The organism is Paraburkholderia sp. D15 (genome assembly GCF_029910215.1).
Classification (GTDB): Bacteria; Pseudomonadota; Gammaproteobacteria; order Burkholderiales; family Burkholderiaceae; genus Paraburkholderia.
Map to the genome: position 1 here is coordinate 703,947 of NZ_CP110395.1, position 12,976 is coordinate 716,922.

12 protein-coding genes and 1 tRNA gene are annotated in these 12,976 nt (G+C 64.4%); 2 read left to right on the forward strand and 11 right to left on the reverse strand.

All coding sequences use genetic code 11. The features are described from left to right. Window positions 1–41: 41 nt before the first annotated feature. From pcnB to LFL96_RS03040, 4 genes are all read right to left on the reverse strand, one after another. The gene (gene pcnB / locus LFL96_RS03025) at window positions 42–1,652 is read right to left on the reverse strand and encodes a polynucleotide adenylyltransferase PcnB (RefSeq protein ID WP_280997859.1); all 1,611 of its coding nucleotides are present in this window, start codon (window positions 1,650–1,652) and stop codon (window positions 42–44) included. After that, complete coding sequence (locus LFL96_RS03030) at window positions 1,649–2,335, reverse strand: HAD family hydrolase (protein WP_280997861.1); 687 nt, start codon at window positions 2,333–2,335, stop codon at window positions 1,649–1,651. Before LFL96_RS03030 ends, pcnB begins: the two co-directional genes overlap by 4 nt. After that, window positions 2,328–3,077 (reverse strand): DnaA regulatory inactivator Hda, encoded by a 750-nt coding sequence (gene hda, locus LFL96_RS03035; RefSeq protein ID WP_280997863.1) that lies wholly within the window; start codon window positions 3,075–3,077, stop codon window positions 2,328–2,330. The genes LFL96_RS03030 and hda overlap by 8 nt, the downstream gene beginning before the upstream one ends. 75 nt (window positions 3,078–3,152) lie before the next feature. Then, on the reverse strand, window positions 3,153–4,229 hold the full coding sequence (locus LFL96_RS03040; RefSeq protein WP_280997865.1) for an AI-2E family transporter: 1,077 nt from the start codon (window positions 4,227–4,229) through the stop codon (window positions 3,153–3,155). Between the two features lie 100 nt (window positions 4,230–4,329). Here LFL96_RS03040 and purM point away from each other — a divergent pair, with 100 nt between their 5' ends. Further along, window positions 4,330–5,397, forward strand: a complete 1,068-nt coding sequence (gene purM / locus LFL96_RS03045) for a phosphoribosylformylglycinamidine cyclo-ligase (RefSeq protein ID WP_280997867.1) — start codon at window positions 4,330–4,332, stop codon at window positions 5,395–5,397. 203 nt (window positions 5,398–5,600) lie between these two features. Here the strand turns inward: purM and miaA are convergent, their stop codons facing one another. Both miaA and mutL read right to left on the reverse strand, forming a co-directional pair. Beyond that, on the reverse strand, window positions 5,601–6,548 hold the full coding sequence (miaA, locus tag LFL96_RS03050; RefSeq protein ID WP_280997869.1) for a tRNA (adenosine(37)-N6)-dimethylallyltransferase MiaA: 948 nt from the start codon (window positions 6,546–6,548) through the stop codon (window positions 5,601–5,603). Between the two features lie 43 nt (window positions 6,549–6,591). Beyond that, window positions 6,592–8,700, reverse strand: a complete 2,109-nt coding sequence (gene mutL, locus LFL96_RS03055) for a DNA mismatch repair endonuclease MutL (RefSeq protein WP_280997871.1) — start codon at window positions 8,698–8,700, stop codon at window positions 6,592–6,594. Between the two features lie 231 nt (window positions 8,701–8,931). Here mutL and LFL96_RS03060 point away from each other — a divergent pair, with 231 nt between their 5' ends. Next, entirely contained in the window at window positions 8,932–9,600 is a 669-nt protein-coding gene (locus LFL96_RS03060) for a DedA family protein (RefSeq protein ID WP_280997873.1), read from the forward strand. Between the two features lie 132 nt (window positions 9,601–9,732). Here the strand turns inward: LFL96_RS03060 and LFL96_RS03065 are convergent, their stop codons facing one another. The 5 genes from LFL96_RS03065 to pal all read right to left on the reverse strand — a co-directional run bounded on the left by LFL96_RS03065 (window position 9,733) and on the right by pal (window position 12,958). Next, a complete protein-coding gene (locus LFL96_RS03065; RefSeq protein ID WP_280997876.1) occupies window positions 9,733–10,545 on the reverse strand; it encodes a mechanosensitive ion channel family protein in 813 nt (270 codons plus the stop codon). Between the two features lie 198 nt (window positions 10,546–10,743). Continuing rightward, window positions 10,744–11,118, reverse strand: a complete 375-nt coding sequence (locus tag LFL96_RS03070; RefSeq protein ID WP_280997878.1) for a hypothetical protein — start codon at window positions 11,116–11,118, stop codon at window positions 10,744–10,746. A gap of 294 nt (window positions 11,119–11,412) precedes the next feature. After that, a tRNA-Lys gene (locus tag LFL96_RS03075) sits at window positions 11,413–11,488 on the reverse strand. Window positions 11,489–11,679: 191 nt separating this feature from the next. Next, window positions 11,680–12,429, reverse strand: a complete 750-nt coding sequence (gene ybgF, locus LFL96_RS03080; protein WP_281000890.1) for a tol-pal system protein YbgF — start codon at window positions 12,427–12,429, stop codon at window positions 11,680–11,682. Window positions 12,430–12,448: 19 nt separating this feature from the next. Beyond that, window positions 12,449–12,958 (reverse strand): peptidoglycan-associated lipoprotein Pal, encoded by a 510-nt coding sequence (gene pal, locus LFL96_RS03085; RefSeq protein ID WP_028198812.1) that lies wholly within the window; start codon window positions 12,956–12,958, stop codon window positions 12,449–12,451. Between the last annotated feature and the right edge of the window lie 18 nt (window positions 12,959–12,976).

Here is a 12,976-nt window from a genome sequence, read left to right on the forward strand (position 1 = left end):
CTTCCTGCAACTATCGTTCGACGGCTTCAGCGAACGCTCTGTCAGTCTTCGTGCGGGCCGTCGTGGTCCGCGCCGCTGTCCGTGCGTTCGGCTGGCGTGCCGCCCTCCAATCCGTCGCCCGTTTTGCGGTTTCTGGCGCCACTGCTGCGCCGCCGGCGTTTTCGGGGGCTCCGGTCCTTCCCGCCTTGCGTGAGCAATGCTTCACGCGCGGCAATGTCTCCTTCGATGAACTCCGTCCACCATGCGCCGACCGACTCGTCGAGTTCGCCGGATTGGCAGCGCAACAGGAGGAAATCATACCCCGCTCTAAATCTTTGGTGTTCCAGCAGCTTCAGCGCGCTGCGGCCCGAGCGTTTTTCGAGGCGCAACTGCAGGCCCCAGATCTCGCGCATGTCGGCGGAGAAGCGCTTGTGGATCGCGAGTTTCTCGGTCTGCATGTCGAGCACTTCGTCCATCGCGCGATGCAGCGCCGGGACCGGGTACTCGCCGTTCGCCTCGAACTTCTGCCAGCGCTGCTGCACGTCGTGCCACAGCAGCGTGGCGAACAGGAAGCCCGGCGACACCGGCTTGCCGGCGCGCACGCGGGCATCCGTATTGTTCAGCGCCAGCGTGATGAATTTTTCGCCGATGGGCTGTTCCAGCACTACGTCGAGCAAGGGCAGCAGACCGTGATGCAGGCCTTCCTGGCGCAGCCTTTTCAGGCAGGCGAGCGCGTGACCCGACAGCATCAGCTTGAGCATCTCGTCGAACAGACGCGCGGCCGGCACGTTGTTGATCAGGTCGGCCATCTCGGTGATCGGCGCGCGGGTGCTGGCTTCGATCTCGAAGTCGAGCTTCGCGGCGAAACGCACGACGCGCAGCATGCGCACCGGATCTTCGCGGTAACGCGTGGCCGGATCGCCGATCATGCGCAAGAGACGCGCACGCATGTCGGCGATGCCGTTGTGATAGTCCAGCACGGTTTGCGTGGCCGGATCGTAGTACATCGCGTTGATCGTGAAGTCGCGGCGGGTGGCGTCTTCGTGCTGTTCGCCCCACACGTTGTCGCGCAGCACGCGGCCGCTCGCGTCCACCGCGTGAGTGCGGCGGTCGAGTTCGTCGCGCTTCAGACGGCGCGGCGGCGCGGCGTCGGCGGCGGGTTGATCGACCAGCGCGCGGAACGTGGAGGTTTCGATGATTTCCTGACCGAACTGCACGTGCACGATCTGAAAGCGCCGGCCGATGATGCGCGCGCGGCGGAACAGCTTCTGCACCTGTTCCGGCGTGGCGTCGGTCGCGACGTCGAAGTCTTTCGGCTTGATGCCGAGCAGCAGATCGCGCACCGCCCCGCCGACGATGAACGCGCGATGCCCGGCCTGTTGCAGGCCCTCGGTCACGCGGATCGCATTGCGTGAGATCAGCGATTGATCGATGCCGTGCACGTCGTGCGGAATGATGACGGGCACGTCCGGATCGCGTGTGGCGTTTGCGGCCGAGCCGGCGCGCGCCGGTTTGCGGCGCGCCTTCGCGGTGTCGGATGCCGCGGCGCGCGCGCTGGTGCGTTTGCGTGCCGGTGCGCTGCCGGATTCGTCGGCTTCGGTGTCGGCGGGCGGGGTGTCGTCAGCGGGCGCCGAGTCCTGGCCGAATAGCTTGCGGATGAGTTTTTTGATCACGTGGCTTGAAAGAGTTCGAGGATGCGCCAGCCTTTGGCCTGCGCATGGGCGCGCAATGTGTCGTCCGGGTTGGTCGCGATGGGATCCGTGACCTTCTCGAGCAGCGGAATGTCGTTGTGCGAGTCGCTATAGAAATAGCTGTGCTCGAAATCGCGCCAGGTCTTGCCGAGCGACGCGAGCCACGCTTCGGTGCGGACGATCTTGCCTTCCTTGTAGCTCGGCGTGCCGGTGGGGCGGCCGGTGTACGGCGAATGCGGCTGGCCGTCGACGGTTTCCGCCTCGCAGGCGATCAGCGCGTCGACGCCGAACGCCTGGGCGATCGGGCGGGTGATGAATTCGTTGGTGGCCGTGACCACGCAACACAGATCGCCCGCCTCGCGGTGCTGGCGCACGAGTTCGAGCGCGACCGGAAAGATGGCCGGCGTGATCACTTCGTGCATGTACTGCGCGTGAAGCCCGGCGAGTTCCGCGCGCGTGTAGCGGGACAGCGGCGTGAGCATGGCGATCAGATAGGCGTGAATGTCGAGCTTGCCGGCTTTGTAGTCGGCGAAAAAGCGGTCGTTTTCACGGGCGAAATTTTCGGCGTCGACCATGCCTTGTTTCACCATGAAGCGGCCCCATTCGTGGTCGCTGTCGGTGGGAATGAGCGTGTGGTCGAGATCGAACAGTGCGAGATTAGCCATGGGGGCCTATTTTACTTGAAGCGGATGGCGCGGCGTGTGAACCCGCCTGCGAGTCGTCCGGCGAGGCCAGCATGGTGCGCAGGAGCGGCAGCGTGACCGCGCGCTTCTGTTCGAGCGAGAAGCGGTCGAGCGCGTCGAGCAGCGCCATCAGGCTCGGCATGTCGCGGCGAAAGTGCGTGAGCAGATAGGCGGGGACATCGTCGGCGAGCATCAGGCCGCGCTCGCGCGCCGCGTGTTTCAGCACCGCGGCCTTGCCTTCGTCGGGCAGCGGTGCGAGGTGGAACACGAGTCCCCAGCCGAGCCGCGTGCGCAGGTCCTCGCGCACCGTCATGCCGATCGGCGCCGCGTTGCCGGCGGCGACCAGCGCGCTGGTGGGATGCGCGCGCACCTCGTTGAACAGGTTGAAGACGGCAATCTGCTGCGCGGCGGACAAGCCGTCGCAATCGTCGATCGCGTACAGGGCCACGCGCGGATCGAAGCTGAACGCGGCGAGGCTGCTCTGCGGACTGGCGTAGCGCGCATGGCCCGGCGGCGCTTCGTGCACCAGCGCCTGCAGCAGATGCGTGCGGCCGCTGCCGGCCTCGCCCCACAGGTAGAAGGTGCGATCGGCGACCGGCCCGGCGGCGAGCGCGTTGTCGAGCTCACGCAGACGCGTGACCAGCTCGGCGTTGGCGCCGGCGAAGAAATTGTCGAATGTCGATGGCGGCGGGGTGCCGAGATCGAGCGTCAGTTGACGAAGCACAGTTAGGTGAATGCCGAAAATAAGGCTAAGCCGCGGAGGGCCCGGCAGGCGGGCCGAAAAAAGGTCGCTGGGCGATCAATTGTTATACAGCGTGCTGGCGAGGTAGCTCTGGCGCAACTCGCGCATGGCCACCGACAGAATCGCGCTGACCGGCAACGCGAGCAGCACCCCGAAAAAGCCGAACAACTGACCGAATGCGAGCAACGCGAAAATGACCGCGAGCGGATGCAGGCCGATCCGTTCGCCGACCAGACGCGGCGTCAGATAGAAACTTTCGACAATCTGGCCGATGCCGTAAATCACCGCGACCGCGCCGAAGCCGTACCAGCTGCCGAACTGTAGCAGCGCGGCCAGCAAGGCCAGCGCGAGTCCGGTCGCAAAGCCGATATACGGGATGAACACCGCGAGCCCGGTGAAAATGCCCACCGGCAACGCAATCTCGAACCCGGCGAGGGTCAGCGCGACCGCATAGTAAATGGCCAGCACGGCCATCACCAGCAACTGGCCGCGCAGGTATTGCGACAGCATCTGGTCCATGTCGCGCGCGAGTTGCAGCGTCTTGTCGAGCCAGCGGCGCGGCACCACGCTTTGCAGGCGCGCCAGCATGCGGTTCCAGTCGTACAGCAGATAGAACAGCACGAGCGGCACCATCACCAGATTGCCGACCACCGTCATCATCAGATTGCCGCTGGTGCGGATCGAGGTCCACGCGTACAGCGCGACGGTCTGCGCGCTGCCTTCCAGCTGGCCCATCACCAGATCGCGGATGCTGGCGAAATCGAGCGAATCGGCCAGTCCGAGCGCGGCCAGCTTGGGTTGCAGCCACGCGCTCACGTGCGCGAACAGCACCGGCACCTGCTGGCGCAACTGCGGCACTTCCTTCTGGATCACCGCGAGCACCAGCAGCACGAGCAGCGTCATGAGCAGCGAGAACACCAGCATCATCAGCAATGCGGCGAGGCCGCGCGGCACGCGCCGGCGCACCATCCACGCGACGCCGGGCTGCAGGATGTAGGCGAGAATCGCGCCGAGCAGGAAGGGCGTGAGGACCGGACTCAACAGCCAGAGCAGAATGCCGATGCCCAGCGCGATGGCGAGCCAGACGAAGGCGCGGCGCTGAACGGGCGTCAGAATCGAGGAGTTCGGTTGCAAAGTGTGTTTCCCAGCTGTCGTCGGACCGGATTAATCAAATTCCAGCCAGCCGGCCGGCATCGGGTAAAATCGCATTTTACCGACCTTCGAGCTCTTCCCCATGAATCAACCGAAATCCGCCCCGAATTCAACTGATTCGGCCCAAGGTTTGTCGTATCGCGACGCCGGCGTGGATATCGACGCGGGCGACGCCCTCGTCGACGCGATCAAGCCTTTCGCCAAAAAGACGATGCGCGACGGCGTACTCGGCGGCATCGGCGGATTCGGCGCACTGTTCGAAGTGCCGAAGAAGTACAAGGAGCCGGTCCTCGTGTCGGGTACCGACGGCGTGGGCACCAAGCTGCGCCTCGCATTCCAGCTGAACAAGCACGACACGGTCGGCCAGGATCTGGTCGCGATGAGCGTGAACGACATTCTCGTGCAAGGCGCCGAGCCGCTGTTCTTCCTCGACTACTTCGCCTGCGGCAAGCTGGACGTCGGCACGGCGGCCACGGTCGTGAAGGGCATCGCGCATGGTTGCGAACTGTCGGGTTGCGCGCTGATCGGCGGCGAAACGGCGGAAATGCCGGGCATGTATCCGGACGGCGAGTACGACCTGGCCGGTTTCGCGGTCGGCGCGGTGGAAAAGAGCAAGATTATCGACGGCAGCACGATCGCCCCGGGCGATGTGGTGCTGGGTCTCGCATCGAGCGGGATTCACTCGAACGGTTTTTCGCTGGTGCGCAAGATCATCGAGCGCGCGCAGCCGGATCTGAACGCGGATTTCGACGGCCGTTCGCTGGCCGACGCGCTGATGGCGCCCACGCACATCTACGTGAAGCCGCTGCTGGCGCTGATGCAGCAGATCACCGTGAAGGGCATGGCGCACATCACGGGCGGCGGTCTGGTCGAAAACATTCCGCGCGTGTTGCGCGAAGGTTTGACGGCCGAGCTGGATCATCGCAGCTGGCCGCTGCCGCCGCTGTTCTCGTGGCTGCAGAAGCACGGCGGCGTGGCGGATGCGGAAATGCATCGCGTGTTCAACTGCGGGATCGGCATGGCGGTGGTCGTGTCGTCGGCGGATGCCGAGGCAGCGATCGGTTTGCTGTCGGCGGCCGGCGAGCAGGTCTGGAAGATCGGTACGATTCGCGAAAGCGCGGCCGGTGAAGCGCAGACGGTGGTGGTGTAACGCGCGGCTTTGATTCGCGGCTCGCTTGCCGGAATCAAGGCCAAAGCCGAAACTGAATTGGAAAAGCCCGCGCGGTGTGCGAATAGCACGCCGCGCGGGCTTTCGGTTTTTTGGGCTTAGGGTTTCAGGTTTTTTTGCGTTTGCTGTTTCCGCGTCGGGGCATTCATCGCCGAGCGCTCAAACGCCACGGTTTTTCAAGACTTTCACAGCGCCGCTTCAATCGCTTCGAGCACGCGTGCCGTCGCGTCCGGATCGCAGCAATCCACCACCACCCGCTCCGTCATGCCGCGCAGCCACGTGAGCTGCCGCTTGCATAACTGCCGTGTCGCAAACACGCCTTTGTCGCGCATGGTCGGGTAATCGACCGCGCCGTCGAGGTATTCCCACACCTGCCGGTAGCCGACGCAACGCATCGACGGCATCTCGGGCGTCAGATCGCCACGTTCGCGCAGTTTCACCACTTCGTCGACGAAACCGCCCGACAGCATCGCGTCGAAGCGTTGCTCGATGCGCGCATGCAGCCAGCTACGCTCGGACGGCTCGAGCGCGACCGGCACGAAGCGCCATTGGGCGGCGGCATCGTCCGTTTTGACGGGCGCGGCCAGCAGGTCCGACATCGGCTGGCCGGTCAGCGTGAATACTTCCAGCGCACGTTGAATCCGCTGCGAATCGTTCGGCGCGAGGCGCGCGGCGGCGACCGGATCGACGGCGGCGAGGCGCGCGTGCAGCGCGGGCCAGCCTTCGCGGGCGGCGTCGGCGTCCAGCGTGGCGCGCACGTCGGCGTCGGCGGCGGGGAGATCGTTCAGGCCCTGCGTGAGGGCCTTGTAGTACAGCATCGTGCCGCCGACCAGCAGCGGCAGCCGCCCGCGCGCGTGGATCTCGCCGCACAGCCGCAATGTGTCGGCGCGAAACTGCGCGGCGGAATAGCTATCCGTCGGGTCGACGATATCGATCAGGTGGTGCGGCGCGACCGCGCGTTCCCCGGCGGTCGGCTTGGCGGTGCCGATATCCATCTCGCGATACACCAGCGCCGAATCGACGCTGATGATTTCGACCGGCCGCCGCGCGGCGAGAGCCAGCGCGGCGGCGGTTTTCCCGGAGGCGGTCGGACCCAGCAGGCAGGGGACCGGCGTAGCGATAGTCGAGGTCATGCGTGCATTCGCCCGTGTTGAAGCCAGATCGGCGAATCCACCGTCACTGCCCGCGCATGAACAGCCGATCGAGATCGGACAGCGTCAGTTGATACCACGTCGGACGGCCGTGATTGCATTGGTCGGCGCGCTCGGTCGCTTCCATCTGACGCAGCAGCGCGTTCATTTCGTCGAGCGTGAGACGCCGGTTCGCGCGCACCGCGTGATGACAGGCGAGCGTGCCGAGCAATTCGTGCTGACGCTCGGTCAGCACGCGCGATCCGCCGAACGCATGCAGGTCGGACAGCACCGCGCGCGCCAGCGCCTGCAGATCGGCGTCCTTCAGCAGCGCGGGGACTGCGCGGATCGCGAGCGTGGTCGGCGACAGCACGGCGAGGTCGAAGCCGAGCGCGTCGAGCGTATCGCGCTCTTCTTCCACCGTGCCGATTTCGATCGGATCGGCCTGCATCGACAGCGGAATCAGCAGCGGTTGCACGGCGATCGTGCGGTCGGCCAGCGCGTTCTTGAACTGCTCGTACAGAATCCGCTCGTGCGCGGCGTGCATGTCGACGATCACGAGGCCGTGCGCGTTCTGCGCCAGCACGTAGATGCCGTGAATCTGGCCGAGCGCGAAGCCGAGCGGTTGTTCGTCGGCCGCGTTGAAGGCGGGCGATGCATAGGCCAATGCCGATGCGTTGTACGGCGACGCGCCTTCGGCGGCCGAGTCGCGCGCTTCGAACAGCGTCGCACCTTCGGCGGTGCCGGCGTGGGTGTCTTTGCGGCCGAACAGCGCGTCGTAGAACGCGAGCGGTTGGGCGACCGGCAGGGTGCCTTGGGTCATGCGCGCCTGGCGCATCCACGTGTTGCCGGATTGCGATGAACCGAAGCCACCGGAACCGGCGCCGCTGCCACCACCCAATCCACCGGCGCCTGCTGCGAAGCCCACGCCCGCGCTCGCGCCTGGAGCGCCGCCAGCACCAAACCCGCCAAACCCGCCAAACCCGACGCCGCTGCCAATGCCCGCGCCGCCCAGCGGCGTCGCGCCGAACGAAGCCGGTGCGCCTGCTGGCGCCAGATGCGCCGCATGACCGCCCGCCGTGGTTTCCGGCGATGCGCCCGCATGCCGCGCCAGCGCGCGCTGGACCGCGTGGAACACGAACTGGTGGATGGAGCGTGAGTCGCGGAACCGCACTTCGATTTTCGACGGATGCACGTTCACGTCGACCGCTTCGGGCGGCAGATCGAGGAACAGCACATACGATGGGTAACGCTCGCCGTGCAGCACGTCTTCGTAGGCGGCGCGCACCGCGTGCGTGAGCAGCTTGTCGCGCACGAAGCGTCCATTGACGAAGAAATACTGCTGGTCCGCGCGCCCGCGGCTCGCGGTCGGCAGACCCGCGCAGCCGTACACGGCCAACGGTCCGGCGGATTCGTCGAGCGGCAGATGCGCGGTCGCGAACGTGTCGCCGAGAATCTTCGCGACCCGCACGGGCGGTTCGCTGGCGTTCCAGTGCTCGACCGCCTTGCCGTTATGCAGCACCGAAATCGCGACGTCCGGACGCGCCAGCGCCGCGCGGCGAATCTGTTCGAGGCAGTGGCCGAGTTCGGTCTGTTCGCTTTTCAGGAATTTGCGGCGTGCAGGCGTGTTGAAGTACAACTCGCGGACTTCGATCGTGGTGCCCTGCGTGCCGGCGGCCGGGCTCAGCACGCCGGTTTGCGCATCGACGCGTACCGCGTGCGGCGCCTCGGCGGTGCGGCTCGTGATCGACATTTCCGCGACCGATGCAATCGACGCCAAAGCCTCGCCGCGAAACCCGAGCGTGGCGACCGCTTCGAGCTCGGCGAGCGAGCGGATCTTGCTGGTGGCGTGGCGCATCAGCGCGAGCGCGAGTTCGTTCTCGGGGATGCCGCAGCCGTCGTCGGTGATCGAGATGCGTTTGACGCCGCCTTCGTCGAGCAGAATGCGCAGCGTTTGCGCGCCGGCGTCGAGAGCGTTTTCCAGCAATTCCTTGACGACCGATGCCGGCCGCTCCACCACCTCGCCCGCGGCGATCTGGCTGATCAACTGGTCGGGCAGCGGCTGGATCGCGCGCAACGGGCGCGCGGCGGGCGAGGGCGCGGAAGCGGTAGCGCTGGCAGCGGCGCCGTCGGACGTTTCGGAGATTTCGGACATGGCGAAATTATAGCGATTCGACGCGGTGCGCCGCTGGCGCACTCCACGCCGCAGTTTTTTAATCGCCGCCGGGCACTTTCTGTATCATGACGCGGTCAATTTCCGGCGGTAGGCTTCTGCCTGCCTTCATCGCCTGCGGGTTGCCCGCACGGTCGTGCGCGCCGCGCTCAGGTCCGCTCGCGCGGTTCGTTTCGCTTCGTTCGTTAAATCCGTTCAATAGAGGACGCTTCCTTGGATACGTTGCTTCATTTCGTCAACCTCGTCCTGCACATCGACAAGTTCCTCGGAGACTTCATTCACGTGTACGGCGCGTGGGTCTACGCCGTGCTGTTCCTGATCGTGTTCTGCGAAACGGGCCTCGTCGTGCTGCCGTTCCTGCCGGGCGACTCGCTGCTGTTCATCGGCGGCGCGTTCTGCGCGACCGGCGAGATGAATCTCGGTTTGCTGATCGTGCTGCTGCTGGTGGCGGCGGTGGGCGGCAATACCGTCAACTACATGATCGGGCGCGCGATCGGGCCGCGTGTGTTCAATTCGCACATTCCGTTTCTGGAGCGCTTCCTGGATCGCAGCGCGCTGCAGAAAACCCATAACTTCTACGAGAAGCATGGCGGCAAGACCATCGTGCTCGCGCGCTTTATTCCCGTCGTGCGGACTTTCGCGCCGTTCGTGGCGGGCGCCTCCGAAATGACGGTGAGCCGGTTCCAGTTCTTCAACGTCGCCGGCGCATTGTTCTGGGTGTTGTTGCTCACGTTGCTCGGGTACTTCTTCGGCAACATCAGCTTCATCCGCCAGTATCTGAACGTGATCGTGCTGGTGGGGATCGGCGCGGCCGTGGTGCCCGTCGTGCTCGGCGCGTTGTGGAAGATGATGCGCCGGAACTCGGCCACAGGGAGCCGCTGAGCGTTTCTTTGCTTCCGGTGACAAGAATGTGGAAACGGCGTCGCGATCTGATCGCGACGCCGTTTTCGTTTGCGGGGTCTTGCTGTCTACTGTGTGTACGCCGTGCCGCCGGGCCGGCAATTCCGCTCTTTTTCAAGTCACCGCGCGCGGCGCTAGCGGCGTCTCCGGCGTCGGATACCCGGCTTCCCTGAAGGTCTGGATGATCGCCCGATTGGTATCGAAATAGACCTGCCAGTAGTTCGTGTTGTTGGTGTACGGCCGCACGCATAGCAGCGGACCCTCAGGCGTGAAATTCAGCACTTCGATATCCGGCGCCGGGCTCTCCGCGACGTTCGGAATCTGCGCGATGGCCGCCTTCAGACGATTCATCGCGTCGGTCGGATCGACGCCGTTGGCGATCTTCGCGGTCAGCTCGACACGGCGCACCGGCAACACGCTGTAGTTCGAGATCGTGTCGGAAAAGATCTTGTTGTTGCCGACGATGGTGGTCACGTTGTCCGGCGTCACGATCGTGGTGCCGAACAGGCCGAGTTCGGACACCGTGCCGGTCACGCCGCCCGCGGTGACGAAATCGCCCACCTTGAACGGCCGCAACACCTGCATGAAGATGCCTGCCGCGAAGTGCGCGAGCAGGCCGCCCCACGCGGTGCCGATCGCGAGGCCGAGGCCGGCGAGCAGCGCGGCGAACGAGGTGGTCTGCACGCCGAATACCTGCAGGATCGCGAGGATCAGCAGCAGATTCAGCAGTGCGCCGAGAATCGAGCCGAGGTAATGAGCGAGCGTGGGATCGACCTTGCCGTTGCGCGCCAGCACTTTGCGCAGCAAGCCGGTGATCAGACCGATGAGCCAGCGCCCGACGATCCACAGGACGATCGCGCCGACGACCTTGGTGCCGAGGTCGATGCCTCGGGTCATGATGAATACGCGGACGGTTTCGAGATCCAAGATGTTCCTCGCTGGGTGAGTTGCCTTCGACTGATTGAACGGCGGTGGTGCAATACAGCGGCAAGTGCCCGGTGGATAAGGCGGCGGGCGGGAACGGCGATGCTCGGTCTGCGGGAGGTCTTCGGGAGTTATAGGCGACGGCGCGCGCATTCGCAAGGAACGTTCCTGGCAGCAGGAGGCCGGTTTGCGCTGGCGGATTCACATCGGCAAATGCGATTCCGAATATGGCGAGGTGCGGATGATTACCGTCGTACCGGCGCGGCGTCGTGACGGGTGATGCCGATACGCGATGCGATGGGAGATCAGCGCCGCGAGGATCGCGAGTCCGTATGCGACGGTCCGCCCGAGAAACGCGCTCGGCTTGCCGAACTGGCCATAGCGGCTCTGCGCGTCAGCGAACACGAGAAAGGTCAGCGCGGCGTCGAGCAGTATCGCGACGCATGCCAGCGCGATGAAGACACGCGCCCCGCTCACCGTCGCGCCCGGAGCGCACCGGTTGTACAGACTGCACGCGATCAGCACGATCGCGAGAAGCGCCAGATTCGAGAGGATATCGAACTGAAAGTTGAGCATGTCGACGCAGTGATGAGGGCACGGTGCGCGGCGTGGCCGGTGCGTTTTCCGTGCCGTGCCGCGAGGTGGTTCGCTGGACCGGCGGCGATCATTGCACGTCTTTATGTCTCGATAAATAGCCGGAGTGGACGGTCGGAATTTTCCGTCGATGGAATCGACATTGCGTGTGGAAATGCGTCGGAGGGGGGATATTGCCGATTACAGGGCGCGGGCAAATTGCTCTGCCGTGTTACTTTTGACTGACGCAAATGGAAAAGGGCTTACATGCTTTCGCATGTAAGCCCTTGAATCTTTTGGTAGGCCGTACGGGATTCGAACCTGTGACCAACGGATTAAAAGTCCGCTGCTCTACCAGCTGAGCTAACGACCCAAAAGAGAAGCGAGATTATAGCGATAGCCCTGGCGGACTGTCAACCCATAGTGATCCACCGCGCCTTCGACACTTCATATAGTGAAAAGTGAAAAGCCCGGGTATCGCTACCCGGGCTTTTCAGCGAGAGGCGCGCGTGGCTATGACATCGGACACTGCGCGTTACTGCCTGCTACTACTCGACCATCGAACTACTTGATCTGCGACAGCTTGCTCTGAGCCGACTGCGCGACATCCGAGCCACTGTATTGCGCGACGATCTGCTCCAGCGTCTTCTTGGCCGCGGCCTTCTGACCTTGCTCGAGCTGATTGTTCGCAATCGCCAGCAGCGCTTCCGGCGCCCGCGGATGCTGCGGATAGTTCTTCACCACACCTTGCCACGTCGCCGTCGAGCCCTTGTAGTCGCGCAGTGCATACAGCGCGTTGCCGAGCCAGTACTGCGCGGTCGGCTGATAAGGACTGTTCGGATACTTGGAGATGAAGCTGCGGAATGACGCCGCCGCATTCTTGAAATCGCCGCTGCGGAATTGCTGTGAAGCCGCATTGAACGAATCGGTCTCACCCGGCTGAACCTCGCCCTGAACGCCGTCCACCGTCTGCTGCTGCGGCTCGAATTTCTTCAGGCGCGTGTCCAGATCGGTGTAGTAGTCCTTCTGCTGCTTCTGCAGCGTGCTGAGCTGATTGGCCATGTCCTCGTTCTGTCCGCGCAGCGTCGCGACCTGCTGATTCAACTGGTCGAGACGGTTGGACTGATCGAGGATCGTGCGCTGTGCAGCCGACAACTGGCTCGACAGGCTGTCGGTCTTCGAACGCAGATCGAGAATGGCCTGGCGGGCCTGATCGTCGTCGAAGATGCCCGCGTGAGCGGGCATCGCCGTGAAGGCCGTGCCCGCGACACAGGCCGCTGCGGCAAACCGCAGCCAGGAGAAACGATGCGTCATTCGGCTCATCACCCGTTACTTACTGTTGGTACACGAGGTCGGCGCGGCGGTTCTGTGCCCACGACGATTCGTCATGACCCGTAGCTTGCGGCTTTTCCTTGCCGAGGCTCACGGCTTCCATTTGCGAGTCCGCCACGCCCATCAGCGACAGCGAACGGCGCACAGCTTCAGCACGCTTCTGGCCGAGAGCCAGGTTGTATTCGCTGGTGCCGCGCTCGTCGGTGTTGCCTTGAATCAGCACGTGACGTTGCGGATGGCTCTTCAGGTATTGCGCGTGTTGTTGCAGCAGCGACTGGTAATCGTCCTTAACCGAATAGCTGTCGAAGTCGAAGTAAATGCTGCGCTTCGCCAGCGGGCTGTTCGGATCGTTCAGCGGGTCGACATTGACCTGTGCGACATCGGTCGGGTTCGGTTGCGTCGAGACGGCACCGCCCTTGTTGGCGTTTTCGTCGAGCTTGACGCCCGAGTGACATGCGGCCAGCGCGCCGACCATCAGTACGGCAAAAGCGAAACGAAGTTTGGACATCATTTGGTAACTCTCCTTGTG

Coding starts and splice junctions, on each gene's coding strand:
- ybgF (WP_281000890.1), bottom strand. CDS start 12,429: ATGACGCATCGTTTCTCCTGGCTGCGGTTTGCCGCAGCGGCCTGTGTC.
- miaA (WP_280997869.1), bottom strand. CDS start 6,548: ATGACCTCGACTATCGCTACGCCGGTCCCCTGCCTGCTGGGTCCGACC.
- LFL96_RS03070 (WP_280997878.1), bottom strand. CDS start 11,118: ATGCTCAACTTTCAGTTCGATATCCTCTCGAATCTGGCGCTTCTCGCG.
- mutL (WP_280997871.1), bottom strand. CDS start 8,700: ATGTCCGAAATCTCCGAAACGTCCGACGGCGCCGCTGCCAGCGCTACC.
- purM (WP_280997867.1), top strand. CDS start 4,330: ATGAATCAACCGAAATCCGCCCCGAATTCAACTGATTCGGCCCAAGGT.
- pal (WP_028198812.1), bottom strand. CDS start 12,958: ATGATGTCCAAACTTCGTTTCGCTTTTGCCGTACTGATGGTCGGCGCG.
- LFL96_RS03030 (WP_280997861.1), bottom strand. CDS start 2,335: ATGGCTAATCTCGCACTGTTCGATCTCGACCACACGCTCATTCCCACC.